We start from the raw sequence: 26,844 nt of genomic DNA, 5'->3' as shown, positions 1-26,844 counted from the left end.
GCTCGGGCCCGGCTTCCGCAGGGAGCCGGGCCCGAGCCGTTGTGCGTGCCGGAGGTCCGGCGCGCGTTCCGTCGAGGCGGCGGCACGCTCCGTGACGACGGCGGGGTGCGCCGGAAGCCGGGCCGGCACGGCGGGCCCGGTGTGCACGCGGGGGCAGAGGTCGTCAGCAGGCCTGGAGGCCGGCCCTCCCTCAGAAGCTGATCTGGTTGATCGTCTCGGCGATGGAGTTGAGGAAACGGTTGATCGAGGGCGCCATGCCCGTCGAGGCGAGGAAGAAGCCGAAGAGCGCGGCCACCACGGCCGGCCCCGCCTTGATCGATCCCCCTCGGATCATGACGACGAGGATGACCAACAACAGCACCACTACGGACAGCGAGATGGCCACAACTGCTCACACCCTCACGTCGGAACACAGGTCGGAACGCCTCACCGGCCTGGGGGTCTGCCGCACCGCCACACCCCCGCTTGGTCCCCCATCGTGCCACCAACTCCCGTTCACGAGGAGCGTGATGACCGACCGGTGGACGGCGGGCGGCCGGGTGTGCCCGCGTGCGCGGTCGTCGAATTCCCAAGTCGGCAATTCGACCTGATCAATACGTATGCCACGGCAGGATGCACCAGGTGCATTCGTCATGACACCGGGTGCCGGGGATCAGCGGGGGCGTCGAGGACAATCCGCGAAGGTGGCGTGAATTCTTCGCAGGGGGCGGGGAATTGTGTGCTCACTCACACCGCGGGAAGCGGGAGATAGTGGGGCAAACCCGGACAGGATCGCGTGCCTACGCCACGCTTAACTGGGGCATTGAGCGGCAAAAGCCGACGCCGTTGTCACGGTACGTCAGCTCCCTTGAGCGAGAAGGGGAATAGCGCCTCACAGGCCGGGAAGAAGGCCACGGACGAGAATTTACGGCCCACAGGTTCAAGCGCTATGGTGCGGCAGATGTTGCACGCCGGTCACGAGCGGGCGCCGCTCCCCCCCGTCCGCCAGGAGTCCCCACCTCAGGCGTCGCCGACGACGACACCTGAGCCACCTGCCGCAGCGCAGCAAAAAGCCGCTACTGGCGCGGCTGACAAGGCCAAGAAGCGCGACCCCTTCTTCGACAACGCGAAGTATCTGACGATCCTCCTCGTCGGGATCGGCCACGCATGGGATCCGCTGCGTGCGGACAGCCGTACGGCAGAAGCCCTGTACTTCGTGATGTACACGTTCCACATGCCGGCGTTCATCGTGATCTCCGGCTATCTGTCGCGCAGCTTCGAGGCGAAGCCCCGGCAGATCCAGCGGCTGGTCACCGGTGTGGTGGTGCCCTACCTCGCCATCCAGTTCGTCTACACCTTCTTCATGCGGTGGGCCAACGACGATCCCGACCGCGAGTTCCACTTCCAGGAGCCCGGGTTCGCGCTGTGGTTCCTCGCCGCCCTGTTCGTGTGGCGGCTGACCACCCCGCTGTGGAAGAGCCTGCGCTGGCCCATGCCGGTGGCCCTCGCGATCGGTACCGCGGCGAGCGTCACCCCGACGATCAGCGCCGACCTCAATCTGATGCGGGTCGCGCAGTTCCTTCCGTTCTTCGTCCTCGGACTGCTGCTGCGTCCCCACCACTTCGAGCTGCTCAAGCGGCGTGAACTGCGGCTCGCCGCCGTGCCGGTGATGCTGTGCGCCATGGTCTTCGCGTACTGGGCCGTGCCCAGGATGTCGAAGTCCTGGTTCCTGCACGACAAGGCCGCCGCCGACATGGGCGTCCCCTCCTGGGCGGGCGCCGCCATGTACCTGGCGCTGTTCGGCTGCGGGCTGGTGCTGACCGCCTGCTTCCTGACGCTGGTGCCGCGCCGCCACATGTGGTTCACCGCCCTGGGCGCCGGGACGCTGTACGCGTACCTGCTGCACATCTTCTTCATCCAGAGCTCGCGCCAGTTCGACTGGTACGAGATGGACTGGGTCGACCATCCGCTCAGCCGGGTGCTGATCACCGTGCTCGCCGCGGTGATGATGACCGTGCTGTGCACCCCCTGGGTGACACGGATGTTCCGGTTCGTCATCGAGCCGAAGATGGAGTGGTTCTTCCGCAAGGACGCCGCCACCGAGGCGCGGCAGCGGGAGGCCGCGGGCGGGGCCGGGGCGGACGCGCCCTCCCGCAGGCGCCGGGCGGGGTCGCACCGGCGCAGGTAGCCGGCGGCGGACGCCCCGGCGTGCAACCTCCGCGACGGGGGCCGTGCCACGAACTCCTCCTGGCACGGCCCCCGTCGCGTCTTTCCGGGCCCCGGCTGATTCCGGGCCCCGTCCGTCGGCGTGCGGCCGGGCCCCGTCGCGGCCCTCCGGCGTGCGGAGCAGGCGGACCCCGGGGTGCCGGTGCGGTGCCGGTGCCGGTGCCGGTGTCATTGCCTGTGCCTGTGCCTAGTGCAGGTTGAGCACCAGGTGGGCCATGAGGAAGTAGATGATCAGGCCCGTGGCGTCCACGAGAGTGGTGACCATGGGGGCCGAGACGACCGCCGGGTCGATGCCCAGGCGCTTGGCCAGCAGCGGCATGGTGCCGCCGACCGTCGCCGCCCAGGAGCAGATGACGATCAGCGTGAGCCCGACGACGACCGCGATGTCGGCGCCGACGAAGAACACGCCCAGCACCAGCCCGAGCAGCGCCAGCAGCACCCCGAGCACCAGGCCGACCCGGCACTCGCGCCAGATGACGGCGAACAGGTCCGAGGTGCGCACCTCGCCGACCGCCAGCGCGCGCACGGCCGAAGTGGCCGCCTGGGCGCCCGCGTTGCCGCCGGTGCCGATCAGCAGCGGGATGAACATGGCCAGCTGGGTGACCTGTTCGAGGGTGCCCTCGAAGAACTGGGTGACGCCGACCGTGAGCGTCGCCGCCAGCAGGAGCAGCAGCAGCCACACGATGCGGTAGCGCGCCAACTGCCAGACGGACGCGGCCATGTAGTGCCCCGTCCACGGTGACGAGCCGGACTGCCGGGCCACGTCCTCGGTGTCCGCCGCCTCGATGACCTCCACGGCGTCGTCGATGGTGAGGAGCCCCACGAGCCGGTCCTCGCTGTCGACGACGGGCAGGTCCAGGACGTTCGTCTCCCGCATCAGCCGGGCGGCGCTCTCGGCCGGGTCGGTGGCCTGGGCGCGGGGCGCCTGGGTGACCACCAGGTCGGCGACCGTCCGCTCCGGCGGGCTGAGCACCAGCTCCTTCAGCTCGACGACGCCGGTCAGCCGGCGGCCGGAGTCGACGACGGGGAGGGTGTAGACCGTCTCGGCGCCCTCACCGCGGGCGCGGACGCGCTGGAGTGCCTGCTCGACGGTCAGCTGCTGGTTGAGCGGCACCGTCTCCGGCGTCATGTACCGGCCGACGGAGCCCTCCGGGTAGCCGAGGAGGGCGGCCGTCACACCGCGCTCGCGCGGGCCGAGGCCGGCCAGGACGCGCTGGACGACCTTGGCGGGGGCCTCGCGGAGCATCCGGACCCGGTCGTCCGGCTCCAGGCCGCTCACCACCTCGCCGAAGGCGGAGTCGCGCAGGCCCATCAGAATGCCCTGCTGGTCCACGGGTTCGAGCTCCTCGAAGACCGTGATCGCCTTGTCCTTCGACAGCAGCCGGAAGGCGACCACGGCGTCGACCGTGTCCATCCGGGCCAGTTCGTCGGCGACCAGGTGGGGCGGTTGCTCGTCCAGCCAGCGCTGGGCGCTCGTCAGATCGTGCCGCTCCAGGGCGTCCTGGAGGCCGGTGGGCAGCTCGTCGGGCAGCTGGGAATGGGTCATGGCGGTTCCTCGGCGCAGCGCCCCGGGCCTGCGTGCTGCCCGGGGACGATGGGTGCTGACACACGTGTGCCCCGCCCTTCGCCCGGAACAGGCCGTGCAGGGGGTGTCGCCGACCCGATGGGCCTACGACGCCGACGGGCCGGCGGCCGCTTCGGGGGCCGTGCCGTCCCGGAGAAGGGCGGTGCCGGATGGTCGACTGGGAGGCTCGCTTCGCACGGCGCCACCTCCTCGCAGTCCGTCGCGGCTCACCGCCGCCGCTGGTCGCGCGCGCTCACCGCGCGCTCTCGGCCGTACGCCTGGCGCGCACATGCCGTCCACAGGATAACTCCCGGTCTTCACACACCCGGCGGCGCGGTACGCCGGGGCTCCGGGCCCTCTCCGCCGGGCTCCTCTCCGCCGGGCCCCTCTCCGCCGGGCTCCGCGCCGGCTGCCCGCCGGTGTGCGTCCGCCGCCGGGCCCGTCCCCCGCGGGCCCGGGTCACCGGCGCGGCCGGTGGGCGCGCAGGGCCTGGCGGGCCGGCAGCTCCGTGGCGAGGAGGGCGAGGGCGACGACCGCGCCGGCGAAGGCCGCGTACAGGCCCGGCGGGATGGTCGGGGCCGCCCCGAAGAGCCCGTGGACCATGGGCGTCAGCGTCGCCAGCGCGAGGGCCGTGCCCAGGCCGACGCCGGAGACGGCCACCAGCAGGGCCTCCCAGCGGACCATGCGCAGCACCTGGCCGCGGGTGGCGCCGAACCGGTGCAGCATGCCCAGCTCGCGGCGGCGCTCCGCGACCGTCGTCACCAGGGTGTTGGCGGCGGCCACCGCGGCGAAGCCGGCCAGGACGGCGGCCATGACGCCGTTTCCCCAGCGGTTGACGGCACGGTCCCGGTCGGCCGCCCGCGCCCAGGCTGCCTTGTCCTGGATGTCCCCGAGCCGGCCGAGCGCCCGGGCCGTCCGGGCCGCGGCGTCCGGCCCGGGCCCCGGCTCCGTGCGGACCAGTACCTCGCTGTCGTAGGCCGAGGCGGTGTGCCCGTCGAGCGCGGAGCGCGGCAGGGTGACGGCCGGCAGGCCGGCGCCGCGGGTGTGGACGGCGATCACACGCGGACGGGTGCGGGTGCCGTCCGGCAGCCGCAGGTCGAGGCGGTCGCCGACGCCCGCGCGGGCGCCGTCGGCGAGCAGCCGGTCCACGGCGACCGTCCCGGGCCGCAGGCCGTCGAGCGAGCCCGCCGCGACGCCCGGGTCCTGCACCTCGCGCAGGGCGCGCCCGGTGCCCGTGACGCCCTGCGCCTCGGCCGTCCGCAGGCTCGTCCCGTCGGAGCGCACCGCGACCAGGACCTGGGCGCGCCGGACGCCGACGGCGGCGGACACCCCGGGCAGTGCGGCCGCCCGGTGTGCGGCGGTGCGGGGCAGTCCGGCGCCGGCCTCGGCCGCGGCGGCGGGCGGCCGCACGAGATGGTCGGCGGTCAGGCCCGCGCGCTGCTGGCGCGCGGTCTGCTCGTCCTCGCTGGTCTGGAGGAACACCAGCGTCGAGCAGAAGGCCATGGCCAGCACGACCGGGGTCAGCGCGGAGGCCAGCCGGCGGGCGTGCGCCCAGGAGTTGGCCGCTGCCAGCCCGGCGGCGGCCGACCCGGCGGCCCGCAGTGGCAGACCGAGCAGCCAGGCACAGCACTTGGCGACGTACTGGCCGAGCAGGGCGACGGCCGTCATCAGCAGCAGCACCACGGCCGGTGCGAGGTCCGCCGCCTCCTCGCCGCCCGCACCGCCCGCCGCCCGGGCCAGCGCGACACCGCCGGCGAGGGCGGCCAGCCCGAGGACGGTGCGCACGAGGCCCGGCCGGAACCGCTCGTGCGCGGCCTCGCTCAGCGCCAGGCCGGGCGCGGTGCGCGAGGGGCGGCGGGCCGCCAGATGGCCGGCGAGCAGCGCCGTGACCGCGACGGTGCCGACGGCGGCCCCCACCGGTGTCCCCGTCACCAGCAGTTCCATCCCGTCGGGCAGGGCGCCCCGGTCGCGCAGCGCACCGAACCACCAGCGGGCGAGCCCGAGTCCCGGCAGGGTGCCGAGGAGGCCGGCGAGCGGGGCGACGCACAGCGCCTCGGTGGCCACCGCGCGGCGGATCCGGCGCGGGGTGGCGCGATGGCCCGCAGCAGCGCGAACTCGCGGCGGCGCTGGGCGACGGCCAGGGTGACGGCGCCGGAGGCCGTGAAGACGGCGGTCAGGGCCGCGATGCCGCCGAAGGAGAAGCCGAGCGCGGTGAGCGTCTCCTGGGCGTAGGCGATGTCGGAGCCCTCGGCCGCGCCCCGGTCGTCGCCGGTCAGCACCCGGGCGCCGGTGCCGCGCAGGGCGGTGCGCAGCGCCTCGGCCGTGGGCTCCGGGCGCGCCCCGGGCCGGGTGCGGACGACGAGCGCGTCGGCCCGTTCCGGGTGGCCGGCCAGCTGCCGGGCGCGGGCGTCGGTGAACCAGGCAGCCGGGGGTGGCGGACGGGCGCGCGGAGGCGGTGGTCCCGGTCAGGCGGAAGGCGCGGTCGCCGTCCGGGGTGGTGAGGGTGACGGTGTCGCCGGGCCGGGCGCCGAGGTCGTCGGCTGCGGCGGAGTCCAGGGCCAGTTCGCGCGCGGAGCGGGGCGCTGTGCCGCGCTCCAGGGTGGTGCCGGTGAGCGGGGCGGAGCCCCAGCCCTGCCCCGGCGAACGGGGTGTCGCCGTGCCGGGCGCTCACGGTGAGGCGGACATCGGGCACCACACGCGCCACCGCCGGCACGGCCTCGGCCCTGCGGGAGAGCCGGGCGACGTCGAGCCGGGCACGCTCGGGCACGCGCTCGGCGGCGTCCGTACGGTCCTCGCCGCTGCCGGTCACCAGGTGGGCGCGCTGGTCGGCGGTGACGACGACGGGCGCCGAGGCGTAGCGGTGCGGGGTCGGGTGCGCGCGCACTCCGGTCTCGGCGAGGAAGCCGCAGGCCGAGATGATCATCGAGGCCATGGCCAGCGCGACGAGGGTCCCGACGAAGGAGGCGGGCTGGGAGCGCAGTGCGGCGCGGGCCAGACCGGTGGGGGCCGGCAGCCGCGGGCGGGAGGCGGGGGGCGTGCCGGTCATACGGCGGTCCGGGCGGTTCCGGCGGTCCTTGCGGGGCTCGGGGTGTCAGGGGTGTCTCGGGTGTCTGGGGTGTTCGGGGTGGTCAGAGTGTGCAGGCGGTCGGTGACGGCCTCGGCCAGGTGTGCGGGGGTGTGGCCGGGGGTGCGGTCCAGGCTGTCGGCGAGGACGCCGTCGGCGAGGAAGAGGACGCGGTCGGCGTGTGCGGCGGCGTGCGGGTCGTGGGTGACCATCACGACGGTCGCCGCCGGGCGGCCGGGGGGCGGCGCGTCCACGGACTGCCGCAGCAGGGCGAGGACTTCGGCGGCCGTGCGCGTGTCGAGCGCGCCGGTCGGCTCGTCGGCGAAGACCACGTCGGGCTCGGTGACCAGAGCACGGGCGAGCGCCACCCGCTGCTGCTGGCCGCCGGAGAGCCGGTCGGGGCGGCGGCGGCCGAGTGCGCCGAGTCCGACCTGTTCCAGGACGGCGGCGACGCGGCGCCGGTCGGGCCGGCGGCCGGCCAGCCGGAAGGGCAGCGCGACGTTCTGTTCGACGGTGAGCGAGGGCAGCAGGTTGAAGTCCTGGAAGACGAAGCCGAGCCGGCTGCGGCGCAGGGCGGTCAGCTGGTTCTCGCGGAGCGCGGTGAGTTCGGTGCCGGCGAGGCGGACGGTGCCGGAGGTGGGGCGGTCGAGTCCGGCCGCGCACTTCAGCAACGTCGACTTGCCGGAGCCGGAGGGGCCCATGACGGCGGTGAAGGTGCCGGGGCGCAGGGTGAGGTCGATGCCGCGCAGAGCGTGGGCGTCGCGGCCGTAGCGGCGGGTGACGGCGCCGAGTTCGACGGCCGGGGGCGTCCCGGTGCCGGGCCGGTGGGGCTCCTGGCCGGATGCCCGGTGGGGTGCGGGGCGCCGGGCGCGCAGACGCATGCCGTTCTCCGTTCCTGGTTCGTCGGTCCGCCCTGCCGGCTCGGACGCCCCTCGAACGTAGGGACGGGCGGGGGTGCCCGGCCATGGCGGCTGCCGCCGGACCGGGGGTGGGGGCAGCCCCCGGTGGCGTCGGGGGCCCTCCCCCGGCGGCGGGTCCGGGCCGGTGGCGGCGGTGCGCGAACGGGTCCGGCGTACGGGGTCCGGGTGCGGCGGGGGCTCATGCGCCGCGCTCGGTTCGGGCCTCGATACGGGCCTCGATACGGGCGAGTTCGAGGAGGTCCCGGCGGACCGCGGGGGGCTTCCTGGCGAACAGGCTCCGCCAGGTCAGCGCGCCCAGCCAGGGGAGCGCGGCCGTGGCGAGGGCGAGCGCGTGGAGCCACGGGGTGTGGGTGGTGACGGCGGCGGCGACGAAGGCGGCGGCGGGCGTTCCGGCCGCGAGGGCCGCTTTCGGCTGGCGTGGTTTCTTCATGCCCTCAGTTTCCGGCGGGCGCGGTGACAGCCGGAAGGAGTCCCGCGATGACATCGCGATGAGCGCCCAACGGCCGGTCAGGGGGCGGACGGTGGGGCGGTCACCGTGGTGTCATCGGCGGTCGTCGAAGGGGGTGCCGGGGCGCGACGGCAGGGGCGGCTGCGGGGGCCGTGGCGGTGGGCGGCTCAGTAGGCTGGGGACATGGCCATGACGCCGCCGGGCCGGCACACCGGCATCAGCGTGGAGATCCTGGGGAGTCCGCGGGTGCGGCGGGAGGACGGCACGGACTGGAAGCCGCCGCAGCTTCTCGCCGATCTGCTGGTCACCCTGGCGCTCGCGGGCGCGGACGGCCGCTCGCGGGAGTGGCTGCGCCGGGTGCTGTGGTCCCAACTGCCCAGCACGGACGCCAATCCGGTGGTGCAGGCCGTGCAGCGGCTCCGCAAACACGTGCCCATCCCCAAGCCGGCGCCCGGCGGTCCCTATGTGCTGGACGTCCCGGCGGAGCGGATCGACGCGCTGGCGTTCTGCCGGGGCGTGGCCGAACTCGCCCCCGACGGCGGGCGGTCCGGGCCGACCGGGGCGACACCACCCGACGAACTGGCCCGGGTGGACGGGCTGCTGGGGATGTGGCGCGGCAGCCCCTGGGCGCGGGATTCCCGGCTGCCGGAGAGCGCCTGGAACGACGTGCGCCGGGCGCGGGACCGGCTCGTCGCGCGGGTGCGGGCCCTCCCGGCGGACGAGCAGGCCGGGTTGGCGCACTGGAACCGGTTCCGTGAGCACTTCCACGGGGAGCCGGGCACGGGCCGGCCGGTGGCTCCGGCGGCGCGCCGGGAGCCCCGTAAGCGGGTGCTGATCGTGGACGACATGATCGGGCACGCGCTGGCCGTCGCGCTGGACGGGACGTACGACTGCGAGGTCGTCGGCTCCCTGGCGGCGTGGAAGCAACTGCTCGGCCAGGAGCCGCCGCTCGACTACGCCTGCGCCCTGGTGGACCGGCATCTGAGCGAGCGGACCGCCGACTGCGGCGGGGAGATCGTGCTGCGGGATCTGCGGCGGCTGCGGCCCGCGCTGCCGACGGCGCTGATGTCGGTCGATCTGCCCTACGAGGACTCCGAGAGCCTCCGCGAGCGGCTGGGGGCACGCGCCGTCATCCCCAAAAAGCACAACGACGCGCACGAGTCCCTGGTGCCGCTGGTCGACCTCGTCGAGAAGCTGATCGCCCGGGGTCAGAGCGGCTGACCGGGCGCCCCGGCAGGCTCCCGGCCCTCGGTGCGGGCCTGTGGCAGCCGGATGCGCAGATGGGCCCCGCCCAGCGCGGAGCGGTCCGGCAGCCGCTCCAGCCCGCCCCGGCACGCCTCCAGGTTCCGCTGGGCATGGCGGAGCCCCTCGCCGCCGGGCATGCCGTTGCGGCGGCGTACCAGATCGAGTGCGGAGCGGTCGGCGTTGCCGAAGCCGGGGCCGCTGTCCTCCACGTCCGCCACGACGAAGCGTTCGGTGGCGGTGTCCTGGTGGCGCACGGTGATCCGCACCGTGCGCCGGGGCGAGTCCGCCGCGTCCATCGCCTGGGCCGCGTTGAGGACGAGATCGTCCAGGGTGAGGCGGACGAGCACCGGCGTGGCCGTCACCAGGGAGGAGCCCCGGGTCTCGTCCACGATCTCTACGGTGGCGCGGCCGGCGTGCTGCTGGCTCTCGGTGAACTCCCGTACGAGGGCGACGAGGTCGAACGTGGCGGACTGCACCAGCGCCTCCACGTCGCGCCGGCCGATCGCCTCGTGCTCGGCGATGCGCTGCCGCAGGGCCTCGATCCGGCGGCGCAGCACCTCCCGCTCGGCCGGCTCGGCCGTCCGCTCCAGCCGTTCGAGGAGCTGTTCCCGGGCGAACTCGTAGCCTTTCCTGGCGTGTTCGTTCTGCCGCGTGGTGCGGTTCAGCAGGACGAGCCGGGCGTGCTCCTCGACGCGGTCGCGGTCCTCGTGCAGCCGGCGCAGCTCGCGGACCGTCCAGCCGGTCAGCTCCTCTCCGGCGAGCAGGGCGACGAGCCCCTGGCCGGGCAGCACGGTGGCGGGGGCCGCCGGGGCGGCGCCGGGCCCGGTGTCCGGCCCGTCGGGGGCGGTGTCCTGGTCCGGTTCGGCCAGACCGGCCGCCTCGATCCGCTCCAGCGCGCCGTCCACATCGATCCGCTCCGGCCGCAGATCCGGCTCCCGGCTGCCCTCCCGCTCGCACTCCTCCATGACCAGCACCGCGAGGTCGTCCAGTTCGTCGAGGAGCGCCTCGGCCGGCACCCGCGCGCCGCCCAGCTGGGCCGCGCGGCCGAGCAGCGCCCCGAGGACGACCCGGGCCGGCAGATCGTCCAGCAGGCCGAAGACGGCGTCGCGCACGGCGCGGACCGCCTCCGGCGACGTCCGCAGCCCGCTCAGGTGCTCGTGGGTGAGGCGGCCGGGGCGCCCCAGGGTCCGGGAGAGTTCGCGGACCACCGCCGCCAGGGCCTGCGGCACGGCCGCCGTGTAGTACAGCGCCATGTCCGGCACCTCGGGCGAGGTCCGGAAGCCGAGCAGATCCAGGATCCACAGCAGCGCCGCCCTGGTGTCGGCCTCGTCGCCGAGGTCCACCCCGGCCACGTCGACGACGTGTGCGAAGGGCAGCCGCGCGCACACCTGCCGCAGCAGGTTCACCCGCCGCCACTGGGTGTTCGGCGCCCGCCCGGCACTGTCCGGCTCCACCAGGACGAACAGCTGCCGGGGCTCCAGCAGGGCCGTGCCCGGCGGCAGTTCGGGCGGCCGGTACGCCGAGGTGGGCAGCCACAGCTGCGGGGAGCGGTCGTCGGCGGGCGGCTCGGCCCCGATGTGCAGCGGCAGCCGGCCGGGCAGCGCGAGCCAGGGGAACCGCGGGTCGGTGAAGCCGCACAGTTCGACGGAGAAGCCGTCGCCGGCCTGCTGCGGCCGGTAGCGGACGGGCACGTCGCTGACGAGCGCGTCGAGTGCCGCGGCGAGCCGCTGTGCGCTCTGCGCGGTCAGCCCCGCGTACACCTCGTGCAGGGCGTCGATCAGCTCGCGGCCCTGGGTGTCCCCGGGCGCGGGCAGGTGCTGGCCGAAGTCCGGCGGTGCCGGTGCCTCGCCGGTGAACCAGCGCAGCGCCTCCTCGTCGGCATGCTGTGGGTAGTCCCACCACGAGGGCCGCGGCACGGTGGCGGGCGCGTCCAGCCAGGTCTCCGGCTCCGGCTGGGTGGCGACCTGTTCGGCGACGGCGTACTCGCCGCTCTCCAGGCAGGCGCGGGCGATCCGGGCCCGCTCCTCGTCGAGTTCGGGGAAGTACGCCTCGACATCCGCCCTGCGCTCCTCGGCGGCCGTCGCCAAGTGCGCGGCGAGACGGTCCAGTTCGGCCTCGGCCTCCCGCCGGCTGCGCGACAGCAGCGCGCTCCACGTCCCTTCCCCGGCGGACACGTTCAGCGCCCTCGCCTGGGTCTCCAGGTGGTGGGCGCGGGGCTGGAGCCGGTTGCGGGCCGCCGCGACGGCCCGGTCGATCCGGCCGGCCAGCTCGCCGGACAGGCCGGTGCCCGGCTGGGCGAGCAGGGCGCGGGCGGCCGCGAACTCCCCGGCGTCGACGAGCCGTCCGAAGCAGTCGGCGGGCTCGGTGGCCGGCTCCATCAGGTCGGTGAGCAGCGCGTCGGCCGCGGTGGCCGCGTCCGTCGGCGCGCCCTGCGCGCTGAGGGCGAACAGCGTCGGATGCCGCCAGGCGTCCGGCCAGTCCGCCAGCACCGATGCGAGTACCTCTGCCTCAAGAGCGCTCAAGGGTGCCCCACTCCCTGATGTCCCCCATCTGCTTCAACGCGTGTTCGGTGAGATGGCGTTCGGCGGCAGTCTGTTCCGCCGGGTCGGCCCGCAGCTCCGGCCAGAGCCCGGAGAGCCGGCCGGCCAGCGCCTGCGCCGGCTCCACCTGGTAGGCCGCCGTCGCATCGGCCCGCTCGTCCCGGAACGCGGCGACGGCACCGGCCGCCGCCTCCACCCTGCGCAGCCTCTCCAGGTAGGCCCGGCGCTTGCTGCTGTGGATGACGTGGTTCTTCAGCCCGGCGGCGATCTCGGCCGTCGTCCGGTCCAGGAAGCCGGGCAGATCGGCCAGTTCGGGGCGCTGCGTCCAGGCCGCCGCCGCGAACAGGTCGCGCCTCTCGGCGGCGGACCGCAGCTCGCCGAACAGGCCGTTGGCGTGGAAGAGGTGCGCGTTGGTCTTCAAGCCGGCCTCGAAGGAGAACTTCGTCTCCGTCGCCGAGCTGAGCGCCTCGTCCAGCGCCTCCCACGCCTCGTCCAGGCTGCTGTTGCGGTACTCGCGTGCGAGCTGTCTGCGGGCAACGGCGGCCGGCCCGGGATCGTCCAGCTCCGGCGGGCAGGACACGGCGGCGCCCGCCAGCTTCGCCCAGCAGGGCGCGACGTCCTTCGCCGCCAGATAGCGCAGCGCCTCCCGTACCCGCAGGGCCACCTCCGGGGGGACGGCGGCGGTTCCGCCGCGTCCCGGCCAGGCCAGCACCTGGGCGGCGCCGACGGCGATCAGCGCGGCCGTGCGGCCGGGCGTCCGTCCGTCCTGGAGGGCGCACTCGTCCAGCGCGTCGGCCACCGCGGGCGTGCCGATCGTCGCGGCGGTCCTGGCCAGCAGCGGCGGCGGCCCGCAGTCGGGCAGCGCACTGCCCAGCACCCACGCCTCGACGAACCGGCCGCGCGACCACAGGTCCTCCAGCAGCCACCCGGCCCACTCGCGCAGGGCGGGCTCCGGCCCGTCGGTCCTGCCGCGCAGCGCGGCCGCCGCGGTGATCCGCAGCAGCTCGTCCGGGGCCTGCGCCTCGCGCAGTTCCGCCAGCAGCCCGGCGGGGTCGGGCGCGCCCACCGCCTCGGTGACGACCTGGGCCCGCTGGGCCGGGTCCGTGCACGCGTCCAGTGCGGCCAGCAGCCGGTGCGAGCGGCGGTGCGCCAGATGGGCCTCGCCGGCGCGGGGCCTGCGCCGGTGGACGGCGGGCGCGCCCAGCAGGACGGCGGCCTCCCCCGCCACCCCGCCGCCGGAGACGCGCAGGCCCACCTCGGCCGGGGGCCGGCGGCCCGGCTGGCCGCTGTAGAAGCCCTCGTGGGCGAGGAAGTCGAAGCTGCCGACGACCAGTTCGTCGTCGCACACCAGGGCGCGGGCGGACGAGCGGCCCTCGTGCAGGCCGAACGCCGCCGGCACCTCGGCCGCCAGCTCCGCCAGCCGCTCCTCGGCGTCGGCGGAGCCCTTGCGCACGTGCCGGAACAGCACGTCGACGCGGACGCCCGCGCCGAGCCGTTCACGCAGCACGTTCGTCAGGCGCCGGCTCACGACGGTGGTGGCGAGGTGCTCCCCGGCGACGACCACCTGCCGCTCGGCGGCCCGCACCCCGTCCCACAGGGCGTCCCGGTGCGCGGCGTCCTCGACCAGCGTCACCGACGGCCGGGTGCGCCCGTTCAGGGTTCTGCGCACCTCTGCCGCGCAGTTGCGCCAGGCCAGCGCCCAGCTGCGGACGGCGGCGTCGGACGCCGCGGTGTCCTGCTCCAGCGGCGCGGGCGGCTCCGTCCAGGGCAGCCGCTCGGCGGGCGGCGTCCAGCCCTCCTCGTGGCCGGGGAAGTCGCGCTCGCGGAAGTGGACGGCCGAGGCGGTGATCCCGTCCGGCATGGCGCGCCGCACCCAGCGCAGGATCGACTCCACGGGCTCGCAGCCGCCGGGCTCCTGCGCGGAGACGACGACGCCGAGCTGGTCGGTGCCCTTGTCGAGCAGCCCGAGATAGCCGTAGCCGCCGACGAGCGCGGTGTGGTTGTCGGCGACGACCATGTTCGCGCTGACGTTCGCCGAGCGGCGTGCCACCAGCACCGTCGAGGGGCTGAGCCGCCGCCCGGCCGCCTCCATGCGCAGCTCCTCCAGGACGTTCTCCGCCTTCTGCTCGATCCGGTCGGAGTGCCGGCGGCCCCACAGCAGCACCAGCTGGACGCCCCGCGCGACGGCGGCCCGCAGATCCGGCAGCAGATCCGCCAGCCCCTCGTAGCGCACCGTCGAGGCGACGAGGACCACCTGCCGCCGGGCCCGCTCGATCACCGAGCGCAGCGCGGCCCGGTAGTCCTCCTGGGCGCGCAGCAGATCGACCCGGGCCTCGCCGCCGACCCGGGCCTCGACCTGCGAACGGGCCGTGCGCAGCGCGTCCGTGAGCTGTTCGTGCAGCGCGTCGCGGGTGCCGGCCGAGGCGGTCAGCGCCTGACCCGCCAGGCCCGTCAGCCGGTTGATGCTGCGCTCCAGGGACGGCGGATCGGCCAGCCGGGTCTCCACGCTGGCCCGCAGCTTCTGCGAGAACCGGTGCCCGGGCCGCTGTTCGAGGAACTGGGTCAGCAGCCGGCCGATCCGCTCGCACTGGGCCAGGCTGCGCCGGGAGTCCTGGACGACGGTGACCCGCACCAGCTCGGTGTCCGGGTCCAGCCGCACCGTGATGTCGACGGGGAACCAGGCGCGGCGCCGCGCCCCGGGCCGCTGGTGCGCGGGCACCAGCCTCGTCTCCATGACGCGCAGGTTCCGGCCGTGCGGCACGATCGGGGCGCCGGCCGCGGCGCCGCGTGCCTGGCCGCGCTCGCTGAGCGTCTCCTGCGCCGCGCGGACCAGATCGCTGCCGCTGACGTCGTCGACCGTCGCCGAGAACAGCGCGTCCGACGGCACGGCGAGCTCCGGGTCCGGCGGGCGTGCGCTGCCGGACCGGCCGGTGAGGTGCCCGCCGACCCGGTCCAGCCACACGTCGATGGTCTCCAGCTTGAACTCCCCGCTGGAGAGCCGCTGTTGCTCGCCCTGGGCGAAGGCCGCCACGACCGCCGGGGTGGGGGCGACCCGCGCCCGGTAGAGGTCGAGGGTGATGTACTCGCGCCGCCACAGGTCGAAGACCAGGTCCAGGGTCATCCGGTAGCCCAGCCCGAACAGGGTGTTCAGCCGGCTGAGCCCCACCCCGCCGGCGTGCGCCGGGTCGGCGCCGGGCGCGGCGGCGAGCTGCTCGTTCCACAGCTCGACGACGGCACGCAGCACCGTGACCTCGATCCGGGACAGCTCGTCGCCGTACCCCAGCCGCACCCGGACCGGCACCGACTCGTACGGCAGATGGACACGCAGCGCGGGCATCACACCACCCCCAGCTCACCGGCCGGCACGACGCGGCCGTACCGCTCGACCAGCGCGCACACATCCGCCCACATCGCTCCCCCGTACCGGCTGAAGTGCGCGAACGAGCCGACGACGACGAGGTGTTCGCGTGCCCGGGAGAACAGCACGTTCACCAGCTCCGGCTCGTTCAGATGGCCGATGCTGCGCCAGGGCTGCTCCGGTGCGCCGCGCTGCTGGTCGCGTACCAGGGAGACCACCACGGCGTTGGCCTCGCGGCCCTGGAAGGCGTGGATCGTGGAGGCGTGCGGGCGGATCTCGCCCCAGGACTTGAACAGGTCGAGCTGGCGCCGGTACGGGGTGAGCACCGCGATGGGATGGTCGCCGTAGCCGTCCTTGCCGGGCACCGGGCGCGGGCGCAGCGACTCCACGACGGCGTTGACGATGCGGACCTCGCCGGGGTTGCACCAGGCGGGCTCGTCGGAGCACTCCGGGAGTCCGGTGGTGTCCAGCCAGACCACCGTGTTCCGGGCCAGCACCGGCGGTTCGCGCAGCACACCGGTGTCGTCCCGGCCGGTGGCCAGCATGCCCTCGGCGTCGATGTCGACGTGCTCGCCCGGCTCGGGCGGGACGAGCGGGTAGAACGCGCGGCTGACGATCTCGCCGATGGCCGGGCGCATCCGGTACTGGGTGCGCAGCGTGTGCCGGGGCGGGTGCGCCACGGTGGCGGAGGGATCGTCGACGAACAGGTTGTCGAACAGCCCGAAGACCTTGCGGTAGTCCTCCTGCCGCTCCCCGTGCACCCGCAGATCCTCGTCGGTGGAGGCCGCGCACGCCTCAAGGAAGCGCAGCACCTCGCGGCGGCGGTGCGCGGGCAGCTGGCGGTGGTCGCCGACCAGCGACCAGCGGGTGCCGCGGGCCAGCGGGATCGCCAGCTCCGTCGGCCAGGCTTTGGCCGCCTCCTCGATGACGACCCAGTCGAAGATGTCGGCGGCTGCGGACCGCGCCAGCGTCGCCGGGGTCGCCGAGGAGCAGGTGGCGAAGACCAGATTGGCCGCGCGGTGCAGCCGGTCGATCAGCTCCGGCAGGCCCGCCTCCACCACCTCGCACCAGTCGGCCAGCAGCCGCCGGGTCGACTCGTCGGCCGCCTCGCGCAGCCGTTCTCGCGCGCCCGCGACGATCTCGCGCTGCCGGCGCTCGGCCAGCTTGTGGATGAGGAACGGCTCCACCAGCGGATGGACCTTGCTCTCGCCGCGCGCCCCGGTGGCCCGCACGGCGATCACGTCCGAACCGGCCTGCGCCACCGGTGCCTCGCCCTCCAGCAGCCCCAGCTTGCGCAGCAGCCGCTCGGCGATGTTGTCCAGCGCGAAGTTCGACTGGGTGGAGACCAGCACCCGGGTGCCGCGCTCGTCCTCCAGGTACCGCACGATCGCGTCCGAGGTGACCTCCGTCTTGCCGGTGCCCGGCGGGCCCTGGAGGGCGAACAGCGGCTCCGTGCTGCTGAGCGCCCTGGCCACCTCGGCGTTGCCGCTGCGCTTGGTCAGCCGCACCGTGTGCACCGCGTTCGGCTTCGCCAACTGCTCGACCAGCACGCGGTTGTCCAGCAGCTCCCAGCGGGCCTGCTCCTGTCTGCTGAGCGCCATCCAGGCACCGAAGTCGTCGGCCAGGGTGATCCAGCCGCGCTCCGGGACGGACCCGGTGCGCCGCCCCGCCGCGACGACGACCGTCTCGTTGTTGGCCTCGACGCAGTCGCCGGTGAACGCCGCGTGCCGGGCGGGTGCGCCGCGGTCGTCGCCGCGCAGGGTCACCGGGACCGCACCGTCCTCGCCGCCGGCGCCGGCGAAGAAGTCGCCCATCGGCGGGCGCAGCCCCGGGGTGTTGGCGAAGGCCGTCGCCATGGCCGAGCCGAACCGCCAGCGCTGGTCGCGCTCCTCGTCGTACCGGAGCACCACCTGGTCCTGCCGGCCGGCGCCCTCGGCGATGTAGGGGTACTGCCGGGACTCCAGCTCGGTGCGCTGGAACTGGAGCAGCCAGTCGAACGCCTGCCCGTAGGCGCGTTCGGCGCGGGTCGGCGGTGCCACCTCCCGCACGGCGTCCATCAGCGGGCGCCAACTGGGGCTGCTCTCCAGCTCGGCCCGCATCTCGCGGCGGTCGATGTCGGAGGCCACGATCCGCACGGGCGGCACCCAGCGGTGCTTGCGCACCTTGTCCGCCGCCACCCGCAGGCTCCGGCCCCGCGCGCTGTCCAGCTGCACCGGGTAGGTGAGCAGCAGGCCCCGCTCGTCGGGACCGCCGCGCCGCCCGAGGCCCACCTCGGGCGCGAACGGGCGGCAGAACCAGCCGATGTCGCGGCCGAGCAGCAGCTGGTCGGCCGCGTACAGCTTCTCCACCTCCTGGCCGGGGACGAACGGCGCCGCACCGCCGGGCATGTGCAGGAGGCGGGCGTCCTTGAGGTCGCCCAGGATGAACTCGACCGTCTCGATGCGGCCGTGCTCGGTCGCCGGGTCGAGGTCGACCAGCTCCCATTTGAGGAGGGTCTTGCGGGACTCGGCCGGGACGAAGACCAACAGGTAGTCGGAGCCGGTGAACTGCTCGGCGTCCGAGGTCAGATGCTCGTAGTGGTCGCTCAGCCGGCCCACGACGTCCGTCGCGCTCGGCCGGCCGGTCGGCTTCTCCCAGGCGAGCATGTCACGCAGCAGCGTCCTCAGCGGGCCGGGCAGTTCGTGCACCGCCGCCGCGAGGTGCCGGTTGACCTCGCCCGCCGCCGCCAGCAGCCGGTCCAGGTCCGGCCCGGCCGCCATGGCGGCGCCGACCTCCGCCAGCAGCTCCTCCGGTATGGGCCCCGTCATCCACTCGGCGACCATCATGCCGAGGCTGTACACGTCCGAGCGGTGGTCCTCCAGCCGGGCGCCGTCGGCGAGCAGGAAGCGGATGCGCTCCGGCGAGAAGTAGGCGAGGGCGTCGCCGCCCTGGGCGAGTATGAGTTCCCTGGCCTGCTTCGCCCGCTCGTTGGAGTCCAGCAGCGAGGAGCGCAGCAGGTTCGAGACGAGACTGCTCATCTCGAAGCGGCTGAGCACCAGTTGGTACTCGTCGCCGTCGAGCTGGGTCCAGCCGACCGTGCCCGGCCAGATGTTGCGGTGCACGATGCCCATGTCGTGCAGCACGGACAGGGCGTCGGCGAGCGACATGAAGTGGGCGACGGTCTCCCCGCGGTCGCTGCGTAAGGTCGCGATCGTCTCGACGTAGCCGGCGCGCAGCCCGTAGTCCTCGTCGCTCTCGTCGTAGACCTGCCCGTCGCCGGAGCGGGTGACGACGTAGGCACAGCCGCGGATGCCGAACGGTTCGGTCACCGATTCCTCGATGTGCCCGCCGTGCTGGATCTCCGGCAGCGCCGGGTGCCGCAGCGCCGCCACCCGCTGGAGCACCCGCAGTTCCTGCTTCCACAGCCGCTCGCCCAGGCCGGACACCCCGAGGTAGAACTGGACGGTCACCGGGGTGCGGGTGGCGCGGTCCAGGAGGCCGTAGCGGTAGAGGGTGCCGGGCAGCAGCTCGGTGCCGTGCGCCGGACGTCCGCCGGGCAACTCGAAGGAGCCGTACGGGCTTTCGGGCCCGCAGAACAGGTCCGTGACGAGCCTGTCCATGTCCTCCAGTGCCATCGACGCTCCAAGGGGTCCAGGGCAGCTCCACCGATCGGGCACAGAGCGTAGCAACGGGCTCTCTCCTTGCCCATGCCCGTCCGTTGAGCCCCGCGCCGAGGGCTCAGGGGTCCCGGCAGAGGAGCAGCAGGGCCCGGTCGTCGTTGACGTCGCGGGCCACGGACTCGATCAGATGCCAGGCGGCGCCGTGGAAACCGCAGGCGACATAGCGGTCCGCCGCGCCCGTGAGGCGGTCCATGCCCTCGGTGAGATCGCGCTCGGCGGTCTCCACGAGGCCGTCGGTGAACAGCATCAGCACATCGCCGGGGCGCAGGGTGCCCTTGACCGGGTCGAACTCGGCGCCGTCGTACACGCCCAGCAGCGGGCCCTCGGCCGCCTTCTCCTCCCACACGCCGGTGCCGGCGTTCAGCTGCATGGCGGGAACGTGGCCGGCGGAGAGCAACTCGTAGTCGCCGCTGTCCAGATCGAGGACCAGATGGACGGAGGTGGCGAAGCCCTCCTCCCAGGACTGGCGCAGCAGATAGCCGTTGGCCGCGGGCAGGAACGCGTGCGGCTCCAGCGAGCCGAGGAGGCCGCCGAACGCGCCGGACAGCAGCAGGGCGCGCGAGGCGGCGTCCATGCCCTTGCCGGAGACGTCGGTGAGCACGACCTCCAGGGTGCGGCCCTGCGGGCCGGTGCGCGCCGCGACGACGAAGTCCCCGGAGAACGACTGTCCGCCGGCCGGCCGCAGCGCCATCTCGCGGTGCCAGCCGGGCGGCAGCTTGGGCAGCTTGCTCTGCACACGGATGCGCTCGCGCAGATCGAAGAGCATGGTGCCGCCGCGCCGCCAGGGGACGCCGACCCGGCTGCGGAACTGGGCGACGAGCAGCCCGGAGAGACCGGCGGCGGCCACGACGAGAACGGTGCCGGGCGTCACCCGGCCCGCGCCGTCCACGTGTTCGGCATAGCCGGTGTACGGGCCGAGCAGCAGCGACTCGATCATCAACGCGACGGCGGAGGCCGCGTACAGCGCCAGCAGGCTGGCGGGGCGCAGCAGGAGGCCGCCCGCGATGATGGGCAGCACCAGGGCCTCCGGCGCGCACCACAGCGGGGTGAGCACGGTGGCGCAGGTCAGCAGCGGGACGGTCAGCAGCAGCCCGCCGAGCGCGACCCAGTCGGAGGCGCCGCCGCGGAACCAGTCGACGGCGGCCTTGCGCAGCTTCGTCCTGGCCCGGTGCAGCGCCTTGCGCGCCTGGTGCAACCGGGCCGCCCGGGGTGGAGGTACCGCGCGGCGTTCCGCCATGCCCAGTGAGCCTAGCCACCCGGCCAGTTGCGCGTCGATTCCCGACCGGGTCCCGGACGGCCGGGCGGAGGCGGCCGTGTGCGCGCTCGCGTGCGAGGACGGTGCGGTGACCGCCGCGGGCGGACGCGGACGGGCGGGCGCGGGCGGATGTGCCCGCGGCGCCGGGTCCCGCGGCGGTGAGCCGGGGTGGCGCGAGGCGTCCGGGGAGCGCGCCGAGGCTGCGGGGCGCGGCGGGCTCCCGCGCACGCCGGGTGGAGGCGTCCGAGCCGGGCCCGACACCCGGCGGACCGCCTCGTCCCCGTTCCGCAGAGCTTCGCCTCCCCCGCCCGCAGAGCCCCGCCCGCGTCCGATGCGGGGACGGGGGCCGGACGCGGGGACGGGGGGGGGACGGGGGGACGGCTCCGGCCGCGGAACCGGTCCGGGACGCGGGGACGGCTTCGGCGGTGGCCTCCGGCCCGGCTGCGGAGTCGGCTCCGGCTGCGGCATCGGCCCCGGCCGCAGAGTCGGCCCCGGCTGCCGAGTCGGTTCCGGCTGCCGAGTCGGTTCCGGCTGGGGGGCCGGGGTTCGCCTCCGCCGAACGGACCGCCGACACCCAGCCTTTGGGACGGGGCGGGCTCGGCCGCACGCGGGGCACGGCCCCGGCGGCGCGGTGGGGCAGGGGCTCGGCCTTCCGCACGGTGCGGGCCCGGCCGCCGCGCGAAGCGGGTTCGGGCGTGCGCCGGACGCGGGGACGGCTCCGGCCACGGAATCCGCCGGGCACCCGGCTCAACGGCCGCGGGAGCGCGGGGCGTTCAGCTCTGCTGGCAGCTCGGGCACCAGAACAGGTTGCGGCCGGCCAGTTCGGCCGTGCGTACCTCGCTGCCGCACAGATGGCAGGGCTGCTGGGCGCGGCGGTAGACGTACACCTCGCCGCCGTGGTCGTCCACGCGGGGCGGGCGCCCCATGGCCTCGGGGGTGTGCTCGTCACGGACGGTGTCGATCCGGTTGTTCCGGACGCCCTCGTGCATCAGCGCGACCAGGTCCGCCCAGAGCGCCTCCCACTCCGAGCGGTCGAGATCCCGTCCGGCGCGGTAGGGGTCGATGCCGTGCCGGAAGAGGACCTCGGCGCGGTAGACGTTCCCGACCCCGGCGACGACCTTCTGGTCCATCAGCAGCGCCGCGACGCTGGTGCGGCTGCGGGAGATGCGCGCCCACGCGGCGTCCGGGTCGGAGGCGACCCGCAGCGGATCCGGGCCGAGGCGCTCGCTGACGGCCTCCTTCTCCGGCTCGGTGAGCAGCTCGCAGCGGGTGGGGCCGCGCAGATCGGCCCAGTACAGCGTCTCCGGGGGCGCGCCGGGGGTCTTCCCCGGCCGGGTGGCCAGCCGCAGCCGGACCTGGCCGACCGGGGGCGGCGGCACCCGGGCCGGTTCCCCGTCCGAGAGGGCGTCCTCGGGAGAGGCGTCCTGGCTGCCCGCTCCCCGCGGGTGCCCGGCGCCGGTGCCGGTCTCGCGGGGGCTCGCGCCGAAGCGGAACGTGCCGTACAGGCCGAGATGGATGTGCACCCAGCCGAGCGGTCCGAAGCCGAGGAAGAGATGTTTTCCGTGGGCGTCGGTGCCGGTGAGGACGGAGCCGTCCAGCAGGGCCGCGCCGTCGGCGAACTTGCCCTGCGGGCTGGAGACGGCGAGATCCCGCCCCGCGAACCGCTCGGCGCAGTCCCGCGCCAGCCGGTGGATGGTGTGCCCCTCGGGCATCTCCGTACGCCCCCTCCCGTCGTCCCCTGTCGTCGTGCTCGTCCGCCGTGCGGCGGGTGCCGGGGCCCGGGCGCGGGCCCCGGCCGGTGGTTCAGGGCTGCGGGTGGTGCGGGGGGACGGGCGGAAGGTCGCCGGTCTTCTCGTAGTCGGCGAGCATCGCGATGCGGCGCGTGTGGCGCTCGCCGCCCGAGTAGGGGGTGTCCAGGAACGTCCGGACGAAGGCGACGGCCTCGTCGGCGGTGTGCATCCGCGCGCCGATGCTGACGAGGTTGGCGTCGTTGTGCTCGCGGGCCAGCGCGGCGGTCTCCTCGCTCCAGGCCAGTGCGCAGCGGGCGCCCTCGACCTTGTTCGCCGCCATCTGCTCGCCGTTGCCGGAGCCGCCGATGACGATGCCGAGCGCGTCGCCGTCGCCCACGGTCCGCTCGGCGGCACGCAGGCAGAAGGGCGGGTAGTCGTCGTCGGCGTCGTAGACGTGCGGGCCGCAGTCGACGGGCTCGTGGCCCGCGGACCTCAGCCACTCGACGAGGTGGTTCTTCAGTTCGTAACCGGCGTGATCGGAGCCGAGATAGACGCGCATGCTCCGAGTCTTTCATCCCCGGCGCCCGGGCCGCCCGCCAGGTCCGCCGGACGCCGGTGCCTCTCGCCGCCCGCCGTCGGACCCGTCGGCCCCCGGCGGCCCTGCATCACGATCCGGATTCAGCTCTTCCGATCGGGGCAGGTCACGCCTTGGATGTGAACGCTCGTTGACCACACCCCCACGAGGAGCGGGCCATGAACGAACAGCCCCCACCGGACCGGCCGCACGCCCCGGCGGAGAGCCGGGCGGAGGGACCGGCGGACGGACCGACGGACGGACCGGCGGGCGGAGGCGCCGACGGTCTCCGGGCCGGGTTGAAGAACCGGCATCTGTCCATGATCGCGATCGGCGGTGTGATCGGCGCCGGGCTGTTCGTCGGCTCCAAGGCCGGGATCGCCGACGCCGGCCCCGGCATCCTGCTCTCCTACGCGCTGGCCGGGCTGCTGGTCGTGCTGGTGATGCGGATGCTGGGCGAGATGGCCGCGGCCGACCCCAGCTCCGGCTCCTTCTCCACCTATGCCGACCGGGCGCTGGGCCGCTGGGCCGGGTTCACCATCGGCTGGCTGTACTGGTTCTTCTGGGCGGTGGTGCTCGCCGTGGAGGCCACCGCCGCCGCGGTCATCCTGGAGGGCTGGATACCCGCCGTGCCGCAGTGGGCCTGGGCGCTGCTGGTGATGCTCGTGCTCACCGGCACCAACCTGGTCTCCGTCGGCTCCTACGGCGAGTTCGAGTTCTGGTTCGCCGGGATCAAGGTCGTGGCGATCGTCGCGTTCATCGTCGTCGGCCTGGTCGCCATCGCCGGGTTCCCGCCCGCCGACCACGCCGTCGGCACGGAGAATCTGACCGGCCGGGGCGGCTTCCTGCCGCACGGGCCCGGCGCGATCCTCTCCGGCATGCTGCTGGTGGTCTTCTCGTTCATGGGCAGCGAGATCGTCACGCTGGCCGCCGCCGAGTCCCCGAATCCGGTGGTCGCCGTCCGCAAGGCCGTCAACAGCGTCATCTGGCGGATCGGGCTGTTCTACCTCGGCTCGATGTTCGTGATCGTCACCCTCGTCCCGTGGGACGCGCGGGCCGTCCAGGACGACGGGCCGTACGTGGCGGTGCTCGACGCGCTGAAGATCCCCTACGCGGGCACCGTGATGGACGTCGTGGTGCTCACGGCGGTGCTCTCCTGTCTGAACTCGGCGCTGTACACCGCCTCCCGGATGGCCTTCTCGCTCGGCGGGCGCGGGGACGCCCCGGCCTCCTTCGGGCGCACGAACGCGCGGGGCGTGCCCGCCACCGCGATCCTGGCCTCGGTGGCCTTCGGGTTCGTCGCCGTCTTCTTCAACTACATCGCCAAGGACACCGTCTTCGAGTTCCTGCTGAACTCCTCCGGCGCCGTGGCGCTCTTCGTCTGGCTGGTCATCTGCGCCTCGCAGCTGCGGATGCGCCGCCGGCTGGAGCGGGAGGCCCCGGAGCGGCTGACGGTGCGGATGTGGCTGTACCCGTATCTGACCTGGGCGACGATCGGGCTGATCGTCTTCGTCGTCGGCTACATGTTCACCGACGACGGCGGGCGGACGCAGATGGTCCTCTCGCTGGCCGTGGCCGCGTTCGTGCTGGTCGTCGGCCTGGCCGTGGACCGGCGGCGGGCGTCCGCGCGGCCGGGGAGCACCTCCGGGCGCCCCGCCCCGGCCGCCGAGGCACCCTCCGACGCGGGCTGACCCCGGGCCGCGGCGGGCCGGTGGCGGCGGACGGCCGCCCGGCGACGACGACCGTCCGCCGGCCCGCCCGGCGACGCGCCCCGCGGACACGCGAAAGGGGCGCCCCGCCGGGGACGCCCCTTCGTGTGCTCCTGCGCGCGGCCGGTCGGCGGCCGGGCCGGTGCGGTCAGCCGCGGCGGCCGGCCAGCTTCCAGGCGGTGGGCAGCGCGCCCATGGCGAGCGCGGCCTTGAGCGCGTCACCGACCAGGAACGGCAGCAGCCCGGCCGCGATCGCCTCGCCCGCGGACATCCCGGTGGCGAAGGCCAGGTAGGGCACGCCGACGGCGTAGATCAGCGCCAGCCCGGCCGCCATCGTGCCCGCCGTGCGCAGCGCTCCCCGGTCGCCTCCGCGCCGTGCCAGCGCGCCGACGGCGATGGAGGCCAGCATCATGCCGAACACATAGCCGAGCGAGGGGGCGCCGACGCCGGACACACCCTCGGCGAACCACGGCACCCCGGCCATGCCCACCGCGGCGTACAGCGCGAGGGCCAGGAAGCCGCGGCCGGCGCCGAGGCCCGCGCCGACGAGCAGCGCGGCGAAGGTCTGGCCGGTCACCGGCACCGGCGAGCCGGGCACCGGCACGGCGATCTGCGCGGCGATCCCGGTCAGCGCGGCGCCACCGACGACGAGCGCGATGTCCCGTACGCGGGCGCGCGAGGCCGTGGACGCGGGAAGCAGATCGGCGAGCACTGCTCCCGGGCGCGGCGTGACAGCGGAAGTGAGGGCACTCATCTGGGCATCTCCGTCCGGTACAGCTGGGCTGTGGTGGTGAGTCTGACCCGTCGACGCTAGCCGAATCCGTGTGTGCGCCGAGCGTGAGCAAGGCGTGAGCTTGCTGACAGTGGGCAGGGGAAGAGCCGGTGCGGTGCGGTCCCAAGTCCCGGCCGCACGGGGAGCGCTCGCCCGTGGAGGGTCCGCGGCCACGGCCCCGAGGCCGTCCGCATCGCGGGAGGCGCCGCACGATTATTGAAGTACCGGGCGCCCCTCCCGACACTGTGGGGAGCACAACAACCGCTCTGTCCCCACCACCGATCCCACACCCCAGAAACGGCATGAACAGATGACGCGCACCGAGACGTCCGACGCGCCACCACCCTCACCCCCGGCAGGGGACGGCCCCTCCGGGCGTTCCCTCTCCCACGGGCTCAAGCAGCGCCACCTCTCCATGATCGCCCTCGGCGGGGTGATCGGTGCCGGCCTGTTCGTCGGCTCCGGCACCGGCATCGCCGCTGCCGGCCCCTCCATCGTGCTCGCCTATGCGGCGTCCGGCGCGCTGGTGATGCTCGTGATGCGGATGCTCGGCGAGATGTCGGCCGCCCGTCCCGCCTCCGGCTCCTTCTCCGTCCACGCGGAGCGGGCCCTGGGTCCTTGGGCGGGTTTCGCGTCCGGCTGGATCTACTGGACGCTGCTGTGCGTCGCGATCGCCACGGAGGCCACCGCGGCGGCCAACATCATGACGGGCTGGCTGCCGGCCACGTCCTCCTGGATGTGGGTCGCGCTGTTCATGGTGGTCTTCTGCGGCAGCAATCTGGCCGCCGTCCGCAACTTCGGCGAGTACGAGTTCTGGTTCGCCCTGCTGAAGGTCCTGGCGATCCTCGCGTTCCTCGCGCTGGGCATCCTGGCGATCCTCGGGGTGCTCCCGGGGACGGAGGCGCCCGGCAGCGACAACCTCACCGGGCAGGGCGGCTTCTTCCCGACCGGCGGTGACGGGCTCATCGTCGGCCTGCTCGCCTCGGTGTTCGCCTTCGGCGGGCTGGAGACGGTGACGATCGCGGCGGCCGAGTCCGAGAAGCCGGTGTCCGGTGTGGCCAAGGCGGTGCGCACGGCGGTGTGGCGGATCGCCGTCTTCTACGTCGGCTCGATGCTGGTGATCGTCACGCTGATCCCGTGGGACGACAAGACGGTGCTGTCCGGGCCGTACGCCGCCGTGCTGGATCATGTGGGCATCCCGGCCGCCGCGCAGGTGATGAACGTGGTGGTGCTCGTCGCGCTGCTCTCGGCCATCAACGCCAACATCTACGGCGCCTCCCGGATGTCGTACTCGCTCGTCGAGCGGGGCGAGGGACCGGCCTTCCTCAACCGGCTGAGCCCGCAGGGCGTGCCCCGCTACGCCGTCGTCGCCTCCTCGCTGTTCGGCTTCGTCGCGGTGCTGCTGAACTTCTTCTGGGAGGACACCGTCTTCCGGTGGCTGCTCAACATGGTCGGCGCGGCGACGCTGGTGGTGTGGGGCTTCATCGCCGTCTCGCAGTACGTGACGCGCAAGCGGCTGGAGCGGGAGGCGCCGGAGAAGCTGGTGGTGCGCATGTGGCTGTTCCCGGGGCTGACCATCGTGGCCATCCTGGGAATAATCGCCATCCTGCTGCTGATGCTGCGCGAGGGCGACACCCGTACCCAACTGGCCTTCACCGGCGGGCTGACCGTGGTGCTCGCCCTCGCCGGGTATGTGCGCCAGCGGCTGCGGCCGCACCTGCGGAACGGCGCGGGCGCCGGCACCCCGGACTGAACCCCCGCATCCGCACACCTCTCGGCGGGCCACGACTCCGGTCGTGGC

18 protein-coding genes are annotated in these 26,844 nt (G+C 74.6%); 4 read left to right on the top strand and 14 right to left on the bottom strand.

The window, feature by feature from the left end:
* Positions 1-190 precede the first annotated feature (190 nt).
* The gene (locus tag SCA03_RS31680) at positions 191-385 is read right to left on the bottom strand and encodes a hypothetical protein (protein ID WP_030886214.1); all 195 of its coding nucleotides are present in this window, start codon (positions 383-385) and stop codon (positions 191-193) included.
* A 543-nt stretch (positions 386-928) separates the two neighbouring features.
* On the opposite strand from SCA03_RS31680, the gene SCA03_RS31675 reads away from it, so the two are divergent.
* Positions 929-2,167, top strand: coding sequence for an acyltransferase family protein (locus SCA03_RS31675; RefSeq protein ID WP_030886211.1), 1,239 nt, complete (start codon positions 929-931; stop codon positions 2,165-2,167).
* 225 nt (positions 2,168-2,392) lie between these two features.
* Here SCA03_RS31675 and mgtE read toward each other — a convergent pair whose 3' ends face one another.
* From mgtE to SCA03_RS31655, 6 genes are all read right to left on the bottom strand, one after another.
* A complete protein-coding gene (gene mgtE / locus SCA03_RS31670; RefSeq protein WP_030893342.1) occupies positions 2,393-3,751 on the bottom strand; it encodes a magnesium transporter in 1,359 nt (452 codons plus the stop codon).
* Between the two features lie 477 nt (positions 3,752-4,228).
* Positions 4,229-4,582: an ABC transporter permease gene (locus tag SCA03_RS37105; protein ID WP_308698483.1), complete on the bottom strand. Its 354-nt coding sequence runs from the start codon at positions 4,580-4,582 to the stop codon at positions 4,229-4,231.
* A 1,115-nt stretch (positions 4,583-5,697) separates the two neighbouring features.
* The gene (locus SCA03_RS37100; RefSeq protein WP_308698480.1) at positions 5,698-6,048 is read right to left on the bottom strand and encodes a hypothetical protein; all 351 of its coding nucleotides are present in this window, start codon (positions 6,046-6,048) and stop codon (positions 5,698-5,700) included.
* Positions 6,042-6,815 (bottom strand): hypothetical protein, encoded by a 774-nt coding sequence (locus SCA03_RS37095; RefSeq protein WP_308698478.1) that lies wholly within the window; start codon positions 6,813-6,815, stop codon positions 6,042-6,044. The genes SCA03_RS37100 and SCA03_RS37095 overlap by 7 nt, the downstream gene beginning before the upstream one ends.
* On the bottom strand, positions 6,812-7,714 hold the full coding sequence (locus tag SCA03_RS31660) for an ABC transporter ATP-binding protein (RefSeq protein ID WP_141275799.1): 903 nt from the start codon (positions 7,712-7,714) through the stop codon (positions 6,812-6,814). The genes SCA03_RS37095 and SCA03_RS31660 overlap by 4 nt, the downstream gene beginning before the upstream one ends.
* A gap of 217 nt (positions 7,715-7,931) precedes the next feature.
* Positions 7,932-8,183, bottom strand: a complete 252-nt coding sequence (locus SCA03_RS31655) for a hypothetical protein (protein ID WP_141275798.1) — start codon at positions 8,181-8,183, stop codon at positions 7,932-7,934.
* Positions 8,184-8,384: 201 nt separating this feature from the next.
* On the opposite strand from SCA03_RS31655, the gene SCA03_RS31650 reads away from it, so the two are divergent.
* The gene (locus SCA03_RS31650; protein WP_141275797.1) at positions 8,385-9,422 is read left to right on the top strand and encodes a response regulator; all 1,038 of its coding nucleotides are present in this window, start codon (positions 8,385-8,387) and stop codon (positions 9,420-9,422) included.
* Here SCA03_RS31650 and SCA03_RS31645 read toward each other — a convergent pair.
* From SCA03_RS31645 to SCA03_RS31620, 6 genes are all read right to left on the bottom strand, one after another.
* Positions 9,410-11,968: a hypothetical protein gene (locus SCA03_RS31645; protein WP_141275796.1), complete on the bottom strand. Its 2,559-nt coding sequence runs from the start codon at positions 11,966-11,968 to the stop codon at positions 9,410-9,412. The two genes, SCA03_RS31650 and SCA03_RS31645, sit on opposite strands and share 13 nt — an antisense overlap.
* Positions 11,955-15,323: a phospholipase D-like domain-containing protein gene (locus tag SCA03_RS31640; RefSeq protein ID WP_086813919.1), complete on the bottom strand. Its 3,369-nt coding sequence runs from the start codon at positions 15,321-15,323 to the stop codon at positions 11,955-11,957. Before SCA03_RS31640 ends, SCA03_RS31645 begins: the two co-directional genes overlap by 14 nt.
* Entirely contained in the window at positions 15,323-18,958 is a 3,636-nt protein-coding gene (locus tag SCA03_RS37090) for an AAA domain-containing protein (RefSeq protein ID WP_086813921.1), read from the bottom strand. Before SCA03_RS37090 ends, SCA03_RS31640 begins: the two co-directional genes overlap by 1 nt.
* A 103-nt stretch (positions 18,959-19,061) precedes the next feature.
* Positions 19,062-20,240, bottom strand: a complete 1,179-nt coding sequence (locus SCA03_RS31630) for a PP2C family protein-serine/threonine phosphatase (protein WP_030886183.1) — start codon at positions 20,238-20,240, stop codon at positions 19,062-19,064.
* Between the two features lie 791 nt (positions 20,241-21,031).
* Entirely contained in the window at positions 21,032-21,970 is a 939-nt protein-coding gene (locus SCA03_RS31625; RefSeq protein WP_086817361.1) for an Fpg/Nei family DNA glycosylase, read from the bottom strand.
* A gap of 91 nt (positions 21,971-22,061) precedes the next feature.
* Positions 22,062-22,547: a ribose-5-phosphate isomerase gene (locus SCA03_RS31620; protein WP_086817359.1), complete on the bottom strand. Its 486-nt coding sequence runs from the start codon at positions 22,545-22,547 to the stop codon at positions 22,062-22,064.
* 335 nt (positions 22,548-22,882) lie between these two features.
* Here SCA03_RS31620 and SCA03_RS31615 point away from each other — a divergent pair, with 335 nt between their 5' ends.
* Positions 22,883-24,253: an amino acid permease gene (locus SCA03_RS31615; RefSeq protein WP_051846795.1), complete on the top strand. Its 1,371-nt coding sequence runs from the start codon at positions 22,883-22,885 to the stop codon at positions 24,251-24,253.
* Between the two features lie 166 nt (positions 24,254-24,419).
* Here the strand turns inward: SCA03_RS31615 and SCA03_RS31610 are convergent, their stop codons facing one another.
* Positions 24,420-25,025: a biotin transporter BioY gene (locus SCA03_RS31610; RefSeq protein WP_086817357.1), complete on the bottom strand. Its 606-nt coding sequence runs from the start codon at positions 25,023-25,025 to the stop codon at positions 24,420-24,422.
* A 328-nt stretch (positions 25,026-25,353) separates the two neighbouring features.
* Between SCA03_RS31610 and SCA03_RS31605 the strand changes: the two genes are divergently transcribed.
* The gene (locus SCA03_RS31605; protein WP_030890891.1) at positions 25,354-26,796 is read left to right on the top strand and encodes an amino acid permease; all 1,443 of its coding nucleotides are present in this window, start codon (positions 25,354-25,356) and stop codon (positions 26,794-26,796) included.
* Positions 26,797-26,844 lie beyond the last annotated feature (48 nt).

This window comes from Streptomyces cacaoi (assembly GCF_006539165.1).
Taxonomy (GTDB): domain Bacteria; phylum Actinomycetota; class Actinomycetes; order Streptomycetales; family Streptomycetaceae; genus Streptomyces; species Streptomyces cacaoi.
This window is presented reverse-complemented; position numbering and strand designations above follow the sequence as displayed.